The organism is Gimesia panareensis, from assembly GCF_007748155.1.
Lineage (GTDB): Bacteria > Planctomycetota > Planctomycetia > Planctomycetales > Planctomycetaceae > Gimesia > Gimesia panareensis.
The window spans coordinates 4864812-4883327 of the sequence record NZ_CP037421.1 but is presented as its reverse complement, the minus strand read 5'-3'; the positions used below and the strand labels follow the sequence as shown (position 1 = coordinate 4883327).

Here is an 18516-nt window from a genome sequence, read left to right as displayed (position 1 = left end):
TACACGGCTGTCCTGGCGAGACTCACTTTCGCAGGGATCAATCCGCATCGGGCAGGGTGATTTCCACCTCAGGCATTTCGTCATAAAACTGAACCTTGAGCGGCTTGCAGCCACGCGCTTCGATTTGCACCATACTGCTCCCGGTTTGATATGGTCCCGGTTCCGGCTGATTTTTCCCGGCGTCGTAAGCAGCGAAGACATCGGTCACAAACACAAATCGCCCGGTCTTTTCGTCGTAAGTGAGGGGGACTTCCTCTTTTTTCTTCTGTCCCAGTAGCCAGGAATCATTGGTCCGGTAAAAATGCGGCTGCGTTACCGGTTGCCCGTCCTCGCCCAGGATGCGTCCTGTCACAATGACTTCCGTACTGCCATCACCATGACCTCTCATTTCTTTTGACTGCCGACGGGGATCTGATCCAGGCCAGGCTGATGCGGGTTTGAAGTCGCCCGGCCGGGTTGCTGATATTTTGACAACCCGGTCGCTGGGAGCCCCGCACGCCCTGGCACAAGCCGCCATCAGGGTTTTCGTATGGGCATCCGCATTTTTCATACGACTCCTGATAATGGGGAGAAAACGGGAATCCGCTGTTTGTGCCATGATTGCCAGCGGTAATTGATCACTCTCATATAACCACGACCGCAGTCCCTGATAGGGTGGACTCTCATTCCGCAAGATATCCCTCAATGCTTCATAATCCTGGGGCCAGATGGCTACGGCGGCGGGATTCTGTTTCAGGAAGTTCAATGCCAGATCCGGATACTCACATAGCGGGATCAATAACAGAGTGCTGCAATCAGGGATCTTACGAAAGTCAAGCTGGCTGATTTTCTCTGCCGTTTCCCGGTTCAGGCCGATCCTGCGGATGGAACCAGCGACATTCGAGTAATACCAGGAGTCGTCAGAGTCGGGATGTCGAAGTTCATCGATCAGCCTGTTGAGCGCCGGTTGACCTGCTGCTTCAAAATTGCCAATCGACTGAGCGGCTTCGCGGGCAATCTCAGGTTTTTTGTGATCGAGAAAAGAGATAAGCACCGGAATTGATTTTTCTGGAACTGCTTCGACGCTTCCCAGTGCCTGAATTGCTTTGTATACGACGTCTGGATTCTTATCTTTCGTAAGTACAATCAGAGCAGTGACGACTTCTTCCTGATTTCTCGTCAGTTTTTTCCAGCCTGCCAGATTAGCCATGGTATATGCTGCGTACATCCTGCGGTTATCGTTGTTGTCTTTCATGGCTCTCAGGAGTGCAGGCACCGCAGGATCACCCAGATGAGACAGTTCGATGCTTGCAGAGTGATCCATATCCTGATCTGCCAGGAGTGCGATTAAGGTGGGAATATAAATCTCGGGATTCGCTTTGATCCTACGTAGTGCACTCGCTGCATCGACCTGTGATTTCGTATCAGAGTCGATGAGAATTTTTTTGAGGTGCGGAATGGCCTGTTTGGCGGCAGGCCCCATTTGCCCCAGGGCGAGCATCGCCTTTTCAGGGACGTCACGCCCCTCGCTGGTGAGTAATGGGATTAACAGGGGAATGGTTTGTCTGGCCCGGGGACCAATCCAGGAAACCGCAACAGCCGAAGCACGACAAACGGTGGCATCCGGGTTTTGCAGGCCCTCCTCCAGCGCAGCGATTATTTTCGCATAGACTTCTTTTTTCAGCTGAGGCGGTTCCAGCACATCATACGGGAGATCCGAAAATCCACCCTCAGTCATTCTGCTGCTGCGGGCAATATAGCCCAGCGCTTCCGCTGCCTCCGCCTGCGTCCGGGAGTCCTTCCCCTTACGCAGCAGATAAATCCAGTCATCGACGGATTTCCCCTGAAAGGAAGTGGCATCATCCGCGGCAGCACAGTTGAACGGCAGCAGAAACAGAGTACAGCAGAGGGGCGCAATAACGGAATTCATGACGTGCCTCCAGTCAGTTGACCTGATTAACGTCCGGATGAAATGTCGAAGTCGAATCACTTCGATAACTAAATCTGTGAATTCCATTGTAACTGGAAGGGGAGACATCGTAACAGAAAAATAGGAAATTCGTTACTTGTCATCCCCCTGAACTTTCTTCAGGATCTTTGAGAGCCGTGCGACGACTTCAGGATGCTCGTTCCAGACATTCTTTGTTTCCGATGGATCCTGTTCGAGATTGTAGAGCTGCCCCGTTGGTTCTCCCGGTTGGGGTTCGACTTCGCGGGCGCGGGTGAAGCCGCCGGAGCCCCGTTTGGGAGCCATTTTCCACGGACCCTGTCGGACTGAAAAATGCCCCCACAGTGAGTGATGAATCGCGTAATCCCGCAGCGGTTTGGTGCTCTCCTTGCCCAGCAGGGCCGGCAGAATATTGACGCTGTCCTCTCCCGCGCCGGTCGGCAGCTTCTGATCGGTAATGGCAGCACAGGTCGCCAGCAGGTCGGTCAGCTCGACCAGTTCGTCATTCGATGTCCCGGCAGGCGTATGCCCGGGCCAGCGGACGATGAAGGGGACCCGATGGCCGCCTTCCCAGATGTCGGCCTTCGTACCGCGGAGGTGGGCGTTCCCCTGGTGCCCGCGGTCTTTAACGTATTGGCCCCGGTGGTTGGGCTTATAGTATTTGAGGTCGTCGGTTTCCCGGGGGATCCACCAGTGATAGAGACCGCCGTTATCCGAGGTGAAGATCACCAGCGTATTCTCGGCCACGCCGGAACGCTGCAGGGCGTCCATGATTGCTCCCACGGTCGCATCGACTTCGAGCACGAAATCACCATACTCACCCGCGGCACTTTTGCCTTTGAATTCGTCATTGGGCACCAGCGGCAGATGCGGCGCGGTCAGAGGGAAGTACAAAAAGAAGGTTTTCTGAGGAGCCTCTTTCCCGTGCTGTTCGATGTATTTGACCGCTTCCCCCGTCAGGGTGGGCATCACACTGCGGATCGTAAAATCGGGTGATCGCATTCCCTGGTCGACCGACAGGAACTCGGTCGAAATCCGCTCACTGGGAATCGTGGGCAGGATCACGGGACGATCATTTTCAATAAAACAGAAGGGGGACATGTTCAGCGAAGCCGAAATGCCGAAATACCAGTCGAAGCCACTCGCCAGCGGACCCCCAATGACGGGCTTGGTGAAATCCACGTCGTTGCCGACCCGCGGACGCTGTCTGCGATCCAGGGGAACCGCGGGGACCGGCTCACCGTTTTTATCGGTCCATTGCATGCCCAGGTGCCACTTCCCGACACAGGCGGTATCGTAACCCGCATTCTTAAGCAGGGACGGGACGGTGACCTGATCCTGTTCAATCAGCGGCGGATCAAAGCCGTCGAGCACGCGATATTTCAACCGCGTCCGCCAGCAGTAGCGACCGGTCAGAATTCCATACCGCGTCGGCGTACAGACGGCCGACGGCGTATGCGCGTCGGTGAACTTCATCCCCTCCGCAGCCAGCCGATCGATGTGCGGCGTATCAATCTTCGATTCCGGGTTGTAACAGCTCACATCGCCATAACCGAGATCGTCCGCCAGAATATAGACGATGTTCGGCTGCTTGTCTGCAGCGTGCGCAACTGGCACCAACAGACTCAGGAGCAGGATCGGCAGCAGATACGAGGAACGGATCAGGAGCGATACGAGTTTCATCTGGTGAGACCTTCACAAGTGGTATTTGAGGGTGATAGATCTCTTTACTATACGGGGCACTCCAGAGAGAAAGCAACTGAGACTGGGAGCGCCGATCTCAGGATGTTCCCAACTGCACAGGAATCAGCACCTCTTCCTCGTCATACATAAACATCACCCCGCCGGTGGCAAAGTTTGGGACATCGGCGATCGTCGCCTGGCCTTCGGGACTTTCCAGAATCGTCTGCATCGCAGCCGCTGATTCCGCATACAGGCTGACGATCAGATAATAGGGGGGCGGACTGCCCGCCTCGGCAGACAGGCACTTGCCGATCGTCCAGCCGGTCAGCCCCTTAATCTGCTTTGCCAGGGGGATGTGGACCTCGTGATAATAGCGATCAAACTCGGCAGGGTCTTCCGGGTGTCCATACATTACAGTCAGACGATACATGTTCGCATCCTTCGGTCAGTGAATTGAAAAGTGAGGTATTTAAGCGTTCGCTAAACGCAGATCCCCAAACTGGCGGACCTGTGCAGTCAGAGCGACTTCGGTTGGCAGCCGTTCCATCGAACTGGCACCATAAAAACCATCGATGCCGGAAACGCGGTCAAAGATATACTGGGCATCCTCGGGCATCGCAATCGGGCCACCATGACAGAGCAGCAGCACATCGTCGCGTTCGCTTTTGGCGGCGTCGACCATTGTACGGATCGACTCGACAGAATCGTCCAGCGTCTTGCCGGTCGTGGCACCAATGGAGCCGCCACTGGTCAGTCCCATGTGCGCGACTACAATATCCGCCCCGGCGGCGGTCAGCTGTTGTGCCTGTTCTGCATCGAAAGCGTAAGGCGTCGTGAGCAGATCCAGGTCGTGGGCGGCACGGATACACTCAATCTCCAGGTCAAAGCCCATGCCGGTCTCTTCCAGGTTGGTCCGGAACTGACCGTCAATCAGACCCACGGTGGGGAAATTCTGAATGCCGGCAAAGCCCATCGCCTGCAGTTCCTGGAGGAACAGATCGCGGAGCAGAAAGGGATCGGTCCCGCACACGCCGGCCAGTACGGGCGTCTGGTTGACGACAGGCAGGACTTCCCGTCCCAGTTCTTTGACGATCTCATTCGCGTTCCCGTAAGGCATCAGCCCGGCCAGTGAGCCACGCCCCGCCATCCGGTAGCGACCGGAGTTGTAAATCACGATCAGATCGATGCCGCCCGCTTCTTCACACTTGGCGCTCAGGCCTGTTCCCGCGCCTCCGCCGATGATGGGCAGTCCCGCTGCCACTTTCTCCCGCAGACGCTGCAGGATGGCTGTTCTGGATTCCGGCATTACAATATTCCTTGTCGTTATTATCTCTGTTGAAAGCGATTTCCGCTCACGCGTTCAAAAGCCGCGACCAGCGTCTCGGCAAAAAGGGGATCATTGATATGACAGCCATGCCGCGTCACCCGCCGGTCTGCGGTCTGCTGAATTTCCTGTTCCAGTGTCTCAAACAGACACCGGTCCGCTTCCGGATCATAAAAGGCCTCCCCCGGTTGATCCAGCATCGAGATACCCAATTCGGGAATCAGAATCTCCACCGGTGCTGTTGAGCGATTGACCTTCCTGGCGATCCACCGGGCGAACTGACGGTTTTCTTCCGCCGTCGTCCGCATGAGAGTCACCTGGGGGTTGTGTACGTGGAAATGTCGGTCCGCAAACCGTTCCGGCACGGTTTCGCGGGCTCCGAAGTTGACCATGTCCAGGGCCCCCAGACTCATTACATAAGGGATGCCTCGCTGGATCATGATGTCAAACCGATCTGGTCCGCCAGGCATGATGCCTCCCACAAGTTCGTCGGCGACCTCGGTCGTGGTGATATCCAGCACGCCTTGAATCAGTCCATCAGATACGAGCTTCTCCATCGCCTGGCCACCGGTTCCGGTCGCGTGGAAAACCAGCGGGTCGAATCCCTGCGCCTCCAGGGTTTCACGGACCAGGTCCACACAGGGAGTGGTCACCCCGAACATCGTCATGCCGAGTGCAGGGCGGTCTGTGGAGAATTCAGATTTGTGTCTGACCATTCCCGCGATGGCATGGGCGGCATTGCTCAGCACCCGCCGCGAGACGGAGTTCAGGCCCGCGACATCGACCACGGAGTACATCATGGTGATATCGCTGATGCCGACATACGGTTGCGTATTCCCACTGGCAACGGTCGAGACAATCAGCTTGGGGAATCCCACGGGTAGTGCCTGCAGCGCCGGGGCGATCAGAGCCGTGCCTCCGCTGCCTCCCAGTGCGATGATTCCGGAGACGTTGCCCGCACTCACTTCGGCAGGCAGCCAGTGCAGCAGTGCTTCTGATATCGCTCTGATCGCCTCACCCCGGTCAGTCAGGCCCAGTACATGGTCCGGGCCACTTTGATGGGAGTGGGCAATCGTTCTGGCAGAGATGTCCGCCCGTTCTGATACGCCGCCCGTGCTCACATCGACCAGCATGACTTTAACTCCCGTGCGACGGATGCAGTCCGCCACAAAGCAGAGTTCTTCACCTTTGGTGTCCATCGTCGCCAGTGCGTAGACGGTTGGTTCCATGGAGGGGCTTTCTGATTCAGTTCTATCTGTTATTAATTCTTCGTCTGGTGACTTATAGTGTGGTCGCAGAGGTTGCGTTGTCAAGCCGGGAGTGAGATTCAGTAAACCTCTCTTTCATTCCTGCCACAGTCTGCTAAGATCCTGCAGTTCAAATAAAAATAGAATGCCGACCACGGCTGCCGACGAAAAGGAGTTACACCATGATCAGAATGAGTCTGAACCCGCTGTGGATCTGTTGTCTGCTGATGTTTTTATTCACCGCTTGCACACAGGAACAGCCTGCTGCCAGCACAGCTACAGACAGCGGTTCATCCACGGTCGATGATGTGAAACCACTGGTGAACCGGGTGCTGACTCAGGAAGAACAGGCGGAACTGACGCCGGATCAGGTGCTGACACTGCTCAAAGAGGGAAATCAGCGTTTCGTGGCCGGGACACTCACTGCCCGCGATCATTCCAAGCAGGTTCGCGACGCGGCACTGGGCCAGTATCCCAAAGCGGTCATTCTCTCCTGCCTAGATTCACGCATCCCGGTGGAAGATGTCTTCGATCGCGGAATCGGTGACATTTTCGTCGCTCGCGTAGCAGGCAACTTCGAAAACACGGATATCCTGGGCAGCATGGAATTTGCCTGTAAGGTCTCCGGATCGAAACTCGTGTTTGTGCTGGGGCACGAAAGTTGTGGCGCGATTCGCGGAGCGATTGACGGCGTCGAACTGGGGAACATCACCGCCATGCTGGCCAATATCAAACCGGCGGTTGACCACTTCAAAGATTACGCAGGGGACAAAACAAGCCAGAATCCCGAGTTCGTCAAGATGGTGACCAAGCAGAACGTGCTGGCGACGATCGACCGCATCCGGACCAACAGTCCCATCCTCAAGGAAATGGAGCTGCAGGGAGACATCAAAATCGTGGGCGGTATTTATAATATGGACACCGGCGAGGTGACGCTGCTGGAAGAGTAACGGCAGTGTGACTGATCATTCTGTTCGCAGGATTTTTTCCATCTTCTTCCCTTTGGCGAGTTCATCGACCAGCTTGTCGAGGTACCTGATCTGCTGCGTGAGTGGATTCTCAATCTCTTCCACCCGATAGCCGCAAATCATGCCTGTGATCAGGTGAGCGTTGGGATTTAATCTGGCTTTCTGAAAAAAATGCTTAAACGTAATTTTGTCACTGATGTGTTTCTCCAGCGCCTGTTCGTTGAATCCTGTCAGCCAGCTGATCACCTGATGTAATTCTTCCCGGGTCCGTCCTTTCTTTTCCACTTTTGTAACATAGTGTGGATATACGGCAGCAAACGTCATGTTCGCCATGCGTTCATGGTGGTCGGATTTGCTGGTCATCTGGCCCTGTTCCTGTATCACTTGGATTTCAGTTTTATATCCGCTTTACGAAAAGGTCTCTCCAGCGAATGCGATTTCTCTGTAGTTCCAACTGACTTATGAGTGACCAGCTTTGTTTCCGCACGCAACTGATTATTGAGGGTCTTTTGCGTGTTTGATGTCACAAGCAGCGAAAAAGTGAACGCTGTTTTCTTCGCCTTCATCAATAAAGCGTGCGATCTTGTTGAGTGGCATGGACATTTTACCTTTGTCATCGACGATGAAAGCACAGGTTGGGGTTGACCTCTCCGGAATCAACGCCTGAAGGTCAGGGTGATCCGGCATATAGTCATTATAGTCGATCCAGCGGTAATGGTTGTCTGTTTCATTTCGAATGACTTCACCGACGTATGCTCCTCCATAGAGAATCGTGCTGTTCCATTCTTCGGCGCCCAGTTCGTTCTTGTGCCGGTGAAGATATGCCAGATACTCGTCGACATATTTCAAGCTGTCATGCGACAAATCCAAAGCGTCACGATTTAGCTGGTCAGGGAAGCAGATCGGATTCGCGTTGTTGAAAGCACCAGCAAAGGCTGCAGCAAATTCGTGGAAGATATTGTCGATTTCACTCATATTATTTTTGTCTCATTGAGTTGAACTTGACCCGGTGACAGCAATATAGGCTGATTTCATATTTCGCTGGATTCGCCGTTCAGGCGTATGAGATTATTATCATTGATCCAGATTATATTGGTTGAACATGTTTAAGTTGCCATGAAGAATGCTGAAATTTATTTATACTTGCGGGATTTATTTTCAACATACCAGACTGGATTTTGTGATTCAGCAAACTCTTTGAGGGCATTCAGATGTTCTTGCATTTCCGAGTGACGATGGCGCGCAGGAAAATGAATACAAAAGTGCCCGCCATCCACAAGTTCGATGGGGTATTTCCGCCTGCCAAGTTCGACGTACCCACCTCGACCTTGATGAACTGGCCTGATAATCAGATTAGGAATGTTGTCTGATTTACCGATTTTGTTCGTCCGATTTTTAGAGTTTGCATCAGGTTAGTGAGTGATCAATATTCATCGAATGAAATTGATTCTGACTCAAGCTACCCGTGTATTTGTATATTGTCAATTGGCATTCTAGAAAACGGATTACGGGTTTCGACTTTTCACAAACCTCCGAGCAGAGATTGAGCAGACAGTTTCGTCACTCAGGAATTTTGTATTCTGCTATGAAAAGCAGAGACTTTCTCAGTGCCAAGTTTTCGTAAAGAATGTTACAATATTGCCGACGAGGGACACAGACATTATCTGAAAACAGCCCTCTGACTGAAAATGAATACAACACGACCCAACATCAAGGAGCCGTCATGCCTTCTACTGATCTGCTTTCCCGTCGTCAGTTTGTCCTGTTAGCCGCTGCCGCTGCTGCTTCTCACCCGTTACTCGCGCAAGGTGCAGAGAGTCAGGACGGCTATCTCAAGGGCCGTCTGTTCAAGACTCTGAAGATCGGCATGGTGCGGGCCGGCAACTCGCTGGAAGAAAAGTTCGCGCTTGCCAAAGAAGCCGGTTTCGACGGCATCGAATTGAATACGCCGGGCATCGACGTCAAAGAAGTCAACGCCGCGATCAAAGCGACGGGGCTGCCCGTAGACGGCTCGGTCAACGCCGGTCACTGGAATGTGCGGCACACCGATCCCGATCCCAAAGTGCGTGCCAAAGCTCTAGAGAGCCTGAAAGAAGCACTCCGTCAGACACATGCGGTCGGCGGAAACACCGTTCTGCTGGTGGTGGGTAAAGGGAGTGACGGTCCTGAAGAAGAGATCTGGAAACGCTCGATCGACAATATCTCCCAGGCCATCCCGCTGGCGGCCGAACTGGGCGTTCCCATCGCCGTCGAAAATGTCTGGAACCAGTTCTGCTACGATCACGAAGGGGATCACACTCAGACCGCCGAGAAGTTCGTGAAATACATCGACGAATTCGATTCCCCCTGGGTCGGCATGCAGTTCGATATCGGCAACCACTGGAAGTACGGCAGCATGGGCGACTGGATCCGTCAGCTCAACAAACGGATCATCAAGTTGGACCTGAAAGGCTTCTCACGCGAAATGGGCAAATTCACCAAGATCGGCGAAGGCGACCTGGACTGGGCCGATGTCCGCAAGGCCCTGGCAGAAATCAAATACGCCGGCTGGGCCGCAGCCGAAGTCGGTGGCGGCGATCTGACGCGATTGAAAGAAATCTCGGCCAACATGGACCGCGTGTTTGGTTTGACGAGTCAATCTTAATGCAGACAGTACAGACACTTTGCGGTGCAGGACCACCTGTGCCGCATTGTGCCTGAAATTACTTTATTTGCTCCCTGGCTCTGCATTGGTCGCGTCTGTCACCTGGTTCGCATACGCGTTGAGCCGGCCGCGCATCGATTTAACGAGCAACCCGCGTAATTCACCCGTCTCATCATCGGGAACATCCAGAGGGAGACCGCTTTGGTACGACTCGCGGATCCATGCTAATGCGTTTGGGGTACCCGGTGCATCGAGATTTGATTTGACGTAATCCAGCGTCGCGACCCGGAGTGGGTATTCGACTCGATGACACATGACATCAGCGTAGCAGGCGACCTCCAGCAGCGTGATGATGCGCTGGGCATCGACGGGAACTGTCGGGGATTGATTGACGCGGTCTAGAATCTGATTTGCTACATCCGGCGAAATCTTTTCATCTTCCTGTAGCTGACGAATCGCGTAAGGCAGGATCGGATGTCCGTTTTCGACGAACTCATCCACAAGTTGGGGCCACGCGGCATCCTCTGGAGAATAGAGCAGCGCCATCTTGTCGAGCAGCGGTTCCGGAGGAACGGTAAGAACGATATATTTCTGAACGCCAGTAGATGCCTGCTTTTCAGGAGCGGTATGCGCTGTCAGTTCATCAGATTGACATCCCGCGAGCAGTAGAAATCCAGCAATGGCAGTGATCCATTTCATGGTGATGTCCTTAAGCGTTTTGACAGTTGGGCTGGTGTCGGAAATAATGATCCAACCCGCATGAGAGCACAATCAGTACGGGAGATCAAAAGCCAGACGCAGCTTCTGTGTTTCCCTGGATGATACCGGTCTGTATTCTCCCGGGAATTCTGTTTCATCGGGGAAAAGCCGTCAAGAGAGATCTACTGCGTGGCGATAAGTAACAGCATGCGATTGTAGAAATCGAAAGCTGAAAACAGGGTACAGACTCTGAACCGGATCGTTATTACATGTGTCACTCCTCAGGGGCAGGGAACGATCATCTGAGTTAAATGAGTTGCTATGAACACCTTCAATAATACACTGGCGATCAGCGGCGTAATTCGGGATATCCCGAAACTGGATGCCAAAGGCAACTATGTCTGTCAGGGGACAATCCATTTTTCTCCAGGTACGAAGATCTATGTTTTGCCCCCCTTGTTCAGCTATGACATGTGCAATGGACGGTTTAAAGTCATCGGCTATCACAGGGACGATGGTTCCATCTGTCAGATCTGGATGAGAACCAGTCGGGCTCACAAATGGGCTCTGGAACAGTTGACCGACCTGGACTTACTCAGTCAGGATGCCGCAGGCTGGGATCGAGAGCTGGCAGAAGGCATGCTCAAATACCTGCTGCATCAGTCTGGAGAAGAACTCAACGACTGAGGCACTGCTCAACTGCAGTCAGTTACAGGTTCGTTCAGAACTGTTGGGCGTTGGTCATGTAGTTTGTTTTTGACGTGTAGATTAGGCACTCCAGGTTGAAAGATGTGGCCCATTTTAATAATGCTGTGACAAGGTCTTGGAGCAGGTCCGATTCAAGATTGAGTTCGTAGGGCCACATGACGATGCCTTTGAAAACCGGCGAATCTTCACAGGGAATTGAGTAGCTTCGATTCTCTTTTTCTACTGTCAGATTGTGGCAATACATATGGATGTTTTTTTGGAAGCGGATCGACCAGCCATGATATAATTCGGGAGACATAAGCTCATTTACCTTATCTGATGTCTGGATCTTAGCGCCAGTATATAGAGGAAAACTCTGGTTTCTGATAAGAAAAAATCATCACTCAAACACCAGCCCCAAAGCATCGATAATCGCACCGCGGCGGTCGGAACAGGGGCTATTTCTCTGAAAGATGCTTTCTGAGGATACCTTTTTGTTAAGCTACTTTTCCGTACTCAAAGGTTTTTGCAGCCAGTCGATAATAGCGTGTATTACTCTTCCCCCTTGGATCGACCAGACAGCGTGAACGCGCCCTGTTCCATCATCGCGGACACTGGATTGATCATCGTCGCTGGTGATTTGAAAGCCGTTCGCGACCGTGTTGTCAGCCAGGACCATTGCCTCTGACAGACAAAGGGCAGGTGACCATGTCTGACCAAAATCCCTGGAACCTCGATAGTATGCATGCCAGTTCGTATCAACCCGTTCCAGCCAGGTGACATGAACCATAGAGCCACACGCATCAATCGCGGCCATTCGGACTTCCTCAGCTGTTTCGCTGGAAAGTCTTCTCGCTTCATTCCAGTCCTTCCAGTCAGGAGTGTGACGGATCATGACTACGGTTGCGCCTGCAGTGACATAGGCCACGTGCAGTCCGGATTGCCCGTCCAGAGCAAGGACAGGAAAACGTTCTCCGTTGAATGGATGTTGTCGATCAGGCTGTAGTGACTCGACAAGTGTCGTCGTCGTCCATGTTTTTCCTGAATTTGTGGTGACAGTGACGACGCTGCGGGAGCCATGCCCTGCCACAATCCATGATACTGCAATCGCATCCTCGTCATTACAGACGACCGAAAAAGGAATGGCATGTTCTGCATCAAATGGAGACGATACTTTATTCCATGAGTCACCGTAGTCTTGCGAATTGAAAATTCCAGAGGAGAAACGAAAATTCGTTGACTGGTTTCGGGTATGATCTGCGGGACCATGATCGACGATCTCTCCCAGGGAACTAGCGACAACCAGTCGTCGACCATTCGAGCTGACAGACAGCACCGGCCGGTCGCATGATTTCCATTCGATGGGAAGTACGCTGGACCAGGTTTGCCCACTGTCTTTGGAGCGCCTCAAGAAAGGCCGTCCGTCGGAGCGGAGTACATGTATGAAGTAGTAGTGACCGCGGCGGTCTGTTTCCAGCCAGGGATCAAAGAAAATTTCTCCATCCTGTGCCTGATGGGTCAGATTGACCGGCGGCGTCCAGGTTTCTCCTCGATCATTTGAACGCCAGACAAGTATATCTGAGCCCAATGGGGCATTCGTAAATCCATGTGCAACAATCAGGACGTTTCCAGTCGGGTCTGCGGCTACAACGGGTTTGGGAGAGATGAATCCAGCTAACGGAGGTATCTGCCTGGAACAGACGAGAGCGGGCTGAGTTTCTTGAGGGACCGAAGGGAATGGAGAGGGACTGGTCACCTCAGCCCAGGGTGAAGAGGGACGCAAGAACCAAATCGTTAAGGCACTAATGATCAGGAACAGTACGACAAGATCTTTTTTAAACCTCATTTGGGCTCTCAAACTTCATCGCGTCAGCTCCGCAATCTTTGCTTTTAGTTTCTCACCTCGCAGTTGTTTTGCCGCGATACGGCCGTCCGGGCCAATAATGTAAACGGTAGGGAATCCTCTGACCGCCCATTTGGTGGCGATGGGACCACGATAATTATCCCAGTGCACATTCCATGTCAGTTTGCCTGAAGCGACGGCATCCAGAGTGTCTTTGCGTTCCTCATCTGCCATAATGCCGAGAATTACCAGTTTGTCTTTGTATTTGGCTTTGAGTTCGTGCAGGTCGGGGTACATGGCTTCGCAGGGGCCACAGCCTTTGAAGGAAAACTGAATGATTACGGCTTTGCCCCGCTGCTCAGCCAGGGACCAGTCCTTGCCAGAGACGAGTTTCAGCTTGAGGTCCGGTGCAGGTTGGCCTTCCTGTAAGTGCCGTTCCTTAAACAGCAGGCCCGCCGCCATTGCTTTCAGTGTCGGCTTCGTTTTTGTCTGTTCAGGATCGAAGACGATGATGTGCCAGTCGTCATCAATGTGCGTTACTGCTGGCTGGCGCATCTTCGAACTGGTGGTGCTGAGCGTTTCGAGAGTCTGCAGCGCTTCCCGTTCGAGCTGGTCCAGCTTTTTTTCTGACTTGGCCAATGCCTGCCAGTTCAAAAGAGATTCTTTTTCCCCGGGATAATATGTCGCCTGGCCCTCCTGCAGTTCCTTGAGACGACTTTCCCAGTACTGCTGCATTCTTCGAAATTTCAAAGACAGCCGCGCTAACACAAAACGGGCATACAGGCGGTTCTCTTCCGCTACCTGGAGATCTTTGCTCAGCTTCCTCAAGGTGACTTCGATTTCCGGATCAAAGTTGCCACCGTCAAGATAGCGAATGATTTCAGGGAATTCCCGGGCCTGACCGTAGTCGTGGAGAACAGGCAAAATTGTTCGCCGACCGATATCGCGGGCATGATCGAATGCCCCGCCTCCACTACCGAGGTGAATTAATTTCCGCACTGCCATCAGACCGGCGTGTGTGTCGTGATGCGTACGTTCAAATTCGGTCAGCAGAGCGACATATTTTGCCGACGGATCATGGTCGGCAAAGTACTTGTCCCGCTCCTGTTTGTCTTTGATTTTCTCTGCCTGAGTGTAGATTCTTTCGTATTCTGCATACATCTTCTTGACGAGATCCACCAGTTCTGCTTCTGCCGGTTTCAGAGGACGTGGTTGAAAATCATCCGCCTGTATGCTGGCCACGGAACCAAGGATTGCGAAAACCACCATGGAAGCGACGCATCTTAACATGAGAGTTTCTCCGGGTTTGTGACTGGACTTTTTGGTTTTTGTCTGACAATTCAGAGCGACACTGGAGCAGACCTCATTGGCAGGAGATTTTGTTTAGCAAAGATGGGATTATGCTTAAAACGGGGCGAAAGGATGGTGTAGTTCCGAACCAGCCTTCGATATCCCTCACTCAAACACCAGCCCCAAAGCATCGATAATCGCACCACGTCGACCGTAGACGCCGATCGCTTTTTTGCCGGCTCCGTCGACTGTCGGCGTCTCTTTTCCGGAGGGCTTACCGATCCATTCGCTGGTGTAAGCGTCCGAGGGATCGAGCTGGCCATCCGGTTTGATGCGCTGGAAAATGATTTGAACGGCACTGACATATTTGGGGGCGTCGATCTTCAAGCCGCCAACCGCGTAGCCTTCTTTCGCCACGATCGCGGTACCTGTGCCCGGGGCAGGAGGTCGGTCGTAAATCGGATGCAGGAACTGGACCGCTGGTTCACCGGCCCAACTGCCCATCGTGTAACGAAAACCCAGCAGCGTTTTTCCTTTGAGGTTTACCGTGCGGAAGACTCCGCCCCCCTGGGGATTGCCGATGAGTTTCGAATCGTGGGTCTTGCCGGCCGCTTTGCCGTTGGGCGTAGTAGCGGAAGTATTGGGAGGTGCATTGGGAGTGCTCGGTCGTCCAGGATGACCGCCCGGTCGGTTGGGAAATCGATTCGGAAACCGGTTGGAAGGCAGATTGGGCTGCCTGGGTATCATGTTGGGTGGGGCGGAATTCGGGAGTCCCGGGGCGGGGGCAGGCGGATTCTCTTTTTCGGGCGGTGGATTCTTCGGCATGAGCGGGTTCGGAACCACTTCCGCAGGATTCTGTGGTTGGGGGAAATCCTGTTGCACGTCGGGAACCTGCTCGCGAACCACAACCTGATTCCCCGGGTTGGGAACGCGGTTGAAGTAGAATCCCAGGCCGACTGAGAGCAGAGCGATACCGGCGACAGCCACTGCTGCAGCAACGATCGGATTTAATCCTTCGGCATAGCGGGAAGGAAGTGAATCGCGTTTTTCAACCGTGATGCCTGCTTCGGTAAAGTGGCGGGCAAGTTCCTTCAGCGAAATCTTATCAGGGATGCCGACAATCTCTGCTCTGGAGTCAACGGTTAACAGCATCACAGAGAAGGATCTCCCCAGTGCCCGACTGGGAATGATGATACAGCGTGAGATGGCTGCGTTCGGCCATTCCTGGGCTTCCTGCCAGGATCGGAAAAATCCCAGTGAAACATAGGATCGCTGGCGGAGCAGATGATCTTCATAAATCCAGATCGAGCCGGAGACATGCTCACGACGGAAAAACATCGCCAGCCAGGCGGGACCCAGACCAAGGATGGCCCCCACAATGATGGCCAGTGAGATTCCCGGCGGGTTGACGTTGAACGCGAACAGCAGGCTGAAAATTCCGGTTGCGGCTGCCCAGACCGCCAGGGCAAATCCACAGCGAATCAGCAGGTCTCCCCGTAATCTGAGGCGGTAACACAACGGTTCATGCCAGAAGAAGACGGCAGAGGTGAGTTTGATCGGTTTCGTCAAAAAATCCCAAATACCCATGTGGAGCCCTCACTGAGTGAAATGGATCTGGCAGCACGCGAATTTTCCAAGCTGTTGAGAATCCGTGTTCGAAAGAAGAGAATACCGGATTTTAAACGAGGATCGCTTCCGATACCAGAAAAACCTATTTCCCGGGCAACAGGATCAGTGAGTCTTCCAGGAATAACCGGACCGCAATGAATCCGTCCCGAATCGGGCGGACTGATTTTTCAGAAAAATCCATGTTGCCACAGCTCAACGTACGCACCACAGACTGGATCTCGCTATCATGCGGTGTTCCGGTTGAGGAGTGCTGTCAGCGAAGGGGAGGCCACTGTCACACAGGCAGGGCCATGAAGCTCTAAGGTAATCACGAGAAATGACATTCTGGCTGGGGATACTGCTTGCTTTCTATGTCCTGTTGATGGTCGGGCTCGGCATGTATGCGGGCGGCAGGGTGAAAACGGAAGAAGATTACCTCGTGGCGGGACGGCGGCTGCCGCTCTGGCTGGCCTGGGGAACGTTACTGGCGACCTGGTTCGGGGCCGCTACCGTGCTGGGGGCCAGCGAAGCGGCCCGGGCGGAAGGAGTCCAGGGGACGATTCTTGATCCGTTCGCCTCCGGTCTGGCGCTGATTGTCGCCGGCTTCTTTTTTGCGAAACGGGTCTGGGAGATGAAACTCCTGACCGTGGGCGATCTGTTCGCACAGAAGTATGGTCCGAAAACGGAACTGGTCTCCAGCATCGTACAGGCTCTCGGTTATCTCCCCTGGATCGCGGCGCAGTACCTGGCACTGGCTGCCATCCTGAAGCATTTCTTCGGCATTGAACATTTTACGGCGATTCTTATCTCGTCACTGTTTGTAACCTTCCTGACCATGATCGGCGGTATGTGGTCGGTGACTTTGACCGATACCGTACAAATCTGTGTGGTCTTGATCAGCCTGGTTATTCTGGGAGTCAATTTTGCGACTGCGGCTGGTGACGGCTCGGTGGCTGCAGGAATTCAAACTACCTGGCAGCAGACCCCACCTGTGCTGCGCACACTGCTTCCCGAAGCAGGACTGCTGGCTCTGCTCGGCTGGTCGACGACCTGGATCAACGGCATCCTGGGAAACCTGCCCGGACAGGATCTGATGCAGCGAATTTTTGCCAGTCGCAGTGGAGCGGTTGCCTCCCGGGCCTGTATTCTCGCAGGGGTGGTATATCTGCTTTTTGGTCTGTTGCCCGTCGGGCTGGGTCTGGCCTCGCGTCAACTCTGGCCGGATGAACTGCCCCAGGGGAGCGAGGGGCAGGTGATTTTGGCGCTGGCCGAGCATCTGCTCTCTCCCGTCGGCATCTGTCTGCTGGTGGTGACACTGCTGGCGATCGTTGTTTCCACCTGTACCAGTGCCATGCTCTCACCCGCTGCGTTACTCTCGCACAATCTGCTGCATCGCCTCCACTGGTTCGACGAGCGGCGTCTGTTGACCAGCCGCCTGAGTGTGGGAATTGTCGCCCTGGCCAGTCTGCCCCTGGCGCTGGTCACCGAAGCCATCCTGGAACTGCTCGAAAGTGCTCTGGCAGTGGGACTGGTGGCGCTGCTGGTTCCATTCGTCGCGGGAGTCTTCCTGAAGCCCCGTGGTGAATTACCGGGACTCCTTTCCATCGGTTGCGGAGGACTGTTCTGGACGGGCCACCAGATCGCTGCAACGCTAATCAACTCTGAGCAGGATTCATTGATCGCTTCGCTGTTGTCGATTCCTCCCGAACTCACAGGGCTGCTGGCCAGCTTCACCGGCTATGTCATCGGGCAGCGGCTGCTGGGTTCTTCCAAAACTTGACTTGCTCGATCAGCGGGGGTACTTTGAATTCAGATAGATTCCCATCTCAGTTTGCTGATTGAGAAGCTCCCTCCCGTCAGGAGAAGAGAATTTGCTCGCCGGTCTACTCGAAATAGGCTCCCAGGCTCCGCTCGAAATTCGAGAAGAACGACTTGCGTCCTCTCCCGCAGCCTGTCGTCTGGTCTATGTGAGCGATATCCATCTGCGCAAAGGCAGAACTTCCCAGATCACATCACAGATTCTCGCAGCCGTAAGTCGTTGCGATCCGCACGCAATTCTTCTCGGCGGCGACCTGGTTGATCATTTTTCGGTACTGGATCGCTTGCGTTCGCTGGTGGAACAACTTTCCAACTACGGGCCCGTCCTGGCGGTCGGAGGCAATCACGACAGTCAGGTCGGCACCAGCCTGGTCTCCGCTGCAATAGAGCAGGGGGGAGGCACGTGGATTCACCAGGCCAGCGTAGATCTTCAACATGGTTCACGTGTGATCTCTGTATGCGGACCCGAGACGATACAGCAGACTGCCGGTGACGTGCGGGTGCTCTGTGCCCACAACCCGCGGATCTGGAAAACGTCGCGCCACGCCGGCTACGATCTCGTCCTGGCCGGACACCTGCATGGTTGTCAGTTTGTGGCGTTCGAATATCGCGACCGTCTGTTTCCGGGAGCGGTGTTTTATCCGTACAACTATCTGAGCCACCAGGCTGGTAAAACGCGTCTGGTCGTCAGTCGTGGTGTCAGTGATCTGGTGCCCATTGGCTGGCGCTGTCCGCGTGAAGTGGTGCTCTGTTACGTCTGATCTGCATGAGGAGCGAA

Annotated in this window: 16 protein-coding genes; 5 read left to right on the top strand and 11 right to left on the bottom strand. The window is 53.9% G+C overall.

All coding sequences use genetic code 11. From position 1 onward, the window contains the following. Window positions 1-37: 37 nt before the first annotated feature. The 5 genes from Enr10x_RS18100 to Enr10x_RS18080 all read right to left on the bottom strand — a co-directional run bounded on the left by Enr10x_RS18100 (window position 38) and on the right by Enr10x_RS18080 (window position 6163). Entirely contained in the window at window positions 38-1909 is a 1872-nt protein-coding gene (locus Enr10x_RS18100) for a HEAT repeat domain-containing protein (protein ID WP_197997269.1), read from the bottom strand. 132 nt (window positions 1910-2041) lie between these two features. Continuing rightward, complete coding sequence (locus Enr10x_RS18095) at window positions 2042-3610, bottom strand: sulfatase family protein (RefSeq protein ID WP_145450910.1); 1569 nt, start codon at window positions 3608-3610, stop codon at window positions 2042-2044. 97 nt (window positions 3611-3707) lie between these two features. Continuing rightward, entirely contained in the window at window positions 3708-4040 is a 333-nt protein-coding gene (locus tag Enr10x_RS18090; RefSeq protein ID WP_145450909.1) for an EthD family reductase, read from the bottom strand. 39 nt (window positions 4041-4079) lie between these two features. Next, entirely contained in the window at window positions 4080-4916 is an 837-nt protein-coding gene (locus tag Enr10x_RS18085) for a phosphoenolpyruvate hydrolase family protein (protein ID WP_145450908.1), read from the bottom strand. A gap of 20 nt (window positions 4917-4936) precedes the next feature. Further along, window positions 4937-6163 (bottom strand): Tm-1-like ATP-binding domain-containing protein, encoded by a 1227-nt coding sequence (locus Enr10x_RS18080; RefSeq protein WP_145450907.1) that lies wholly within the window; start codon window positions 6161-6163, stop codon window positions 4937-4939. Window positions 6164-6363: 200 nt separating this feature from the next. Here Enr10x_RS18080 and Enr10x_RS18075 point away from each other — a divergent pair, with 200 nt between their 5' ends. Further along, window positions 6364-7131, top strand: a complete 768-nt coding sequence (locus tag Enr10x_RS18075) for a carbonic anhydrase family protein (RefSeq protein ID WP_145450906.1) — start codon at window positions 6364-6366, stop codon at window positions 7129-7131. A 15-nt stretch (window positions 7132-7146) separates the two neighbouring features. Here the strand turns inward: Enr10x_RS18075 and Enr10x_RS18070 are convergent, their stop codons facing one another. Then, window positions 7147-7512: a DUF2200 domain-containing protein gene (locus Enr10x_RS18070; RefSeq protein ID WP_145450905.1), complete on the bottom strand. Its 366-nt coding sequence runs from the start codon at window positions 7510-7512 to the stop codon at window positions 7147-7149. 132 nt (window positions 7513-7644) lie between these two features. Beyond that, window positions 7645-8124 carry a hypothetical protein gene (locus Enr10x_RS18065; RefSeq protein WP_145450904.1) on the bottom strand — a complete coding sequence of 160 codons (480 nt, stop codon included), beginning with the start codon at window positions 8122-8124 and terminating at the stop codon, window positions 7645-7647. Window positions 8125-8872: 748 nt separating this feature from the next. Between Enr10x_RS18065 and Enr10x_RS18060 the strand changes: the two genes are divergently transcribed. Next, window positions 8873-9793: a sugar phosphate isomerase/epimerase family protein gene (locus tag Enr10x_RS18060; protein ID WP_145450903.1), complete on the top strand. Its 921-nt coding sequence runs from the start codon at window positions 8873-8875 to the stop codon at window positions 9791-9793. A 63-nt stretch (window positions 9794-9856) separates the two neighbouring features. Here the strand turns inward: Enr10x_RS18060 and Enr10x_RS18055 are convergent, their stop codons facing one another. Beyond that, window positions 9857-10492 carry a hypothetical protein gene (locus Enr10x_RS18055; protein ID WP_145450902.1) on the bottom strand — a complete coding sequence of 212 codons (636 nt, stop codon included), beginning with the start codon at window positions 10490-10492 and terminating at the stop codon, window positions 9857-9859. Window positions 10493-10813: 321 nt separating this feature from the next. On the opposite strand from Enr10x_RS18055, the gene Enr10x_RS18050 reads away from it, so the two are divergent. Next, window positions 10814-11179: a hypothetical protein gene (locus Enr10x_RS18050; RefSeq protein WP_145450901.1), complete on the top strand. Its 366-nt coding sequence runs from the start codon at window positions 10814-10816 to the stop codon at window positions 11177-11179. A gap of 502 nt (window positions 11180-11681) precedes the next feature. On the opposite strand, the gene Enr10x_RS18045 is transcribed toward Enr10x_RS18050, so the two are convergent. The 3 genes from Enr10x_RS18045 to Enr10x_RS18035 all read right to left on the bottom strand — a co-directional run bounded on the left by Enr10x_RS18045 (window position 11682) and on the right by Enr10x_RS18035 (window position 15899). After that, window positions 11682-12767: a sialidase family protein gene (locus tag Enr10x_RS18045; RefSeq protein WP_145450900.1), complete on the bottom strand. Its 1086-nt coding sequence runs from the start codon at window positions 12765-12767 to the stop codon at window positions 11682-11684. Window positions 12768-13040: 273 nt separating this feature from the next. Then, window positions 13041-14312 carry a TlpA family protein disulfide reductase gene (locus tag Enr10x_RS18040; protein ID WP_145450899.1) on the bottom strand — a complete coding sequence of 424 codons (1272 nt, stop codon included), beginning with the start codon at window positions 14310-14312 and terminating at the stop codon, window positions 13041-13043. Between the two features lie 165 nt (window positions 14313-14477). Then, complete coding sequence (locus tag Enr10x_RS18035; RefSeq protein WP_145450898.1) at window positions 14478-15899, bottom strand: hypothetical protein; 1422 nt, start codon at window positions 15897-15899, stop codon at window positions 14478-14480. Window positions 15900-16257: 358 nt separating this feature from the next. Between Enr10x_RS18035 and Enr10x_RS18030 the strand changes: the two genes are divergently transcribed. Both Enr10x_RS18030 and Enr10x_RS18025 read left to right on the top strand, forming a co-directional pair. Next, window positions 16258-17700 (top strand): sodium:solute symporter family protein, encoded by a 1443-nt coding sequence (locus Enr10x_RS18030; protein WP_145450897.1) that lies wholly within the window; start codon window positions 16258-16260, stop codon window positions 17698-17700. Between the two features lie 91 nt (window positions 17701-17791). Beyond that, window positions 17792-18499, top strand: a complete 708-nt coding sequence (locus Enr10x_RS18025; RefSeq protein ID WP_197997268.1) for a metallophosphoesterase — start codon at window positions 17792-17794, stop codon at window positions 18497-18499. Window positions 18500-18516: the final 17 nt, after the last annotated feature.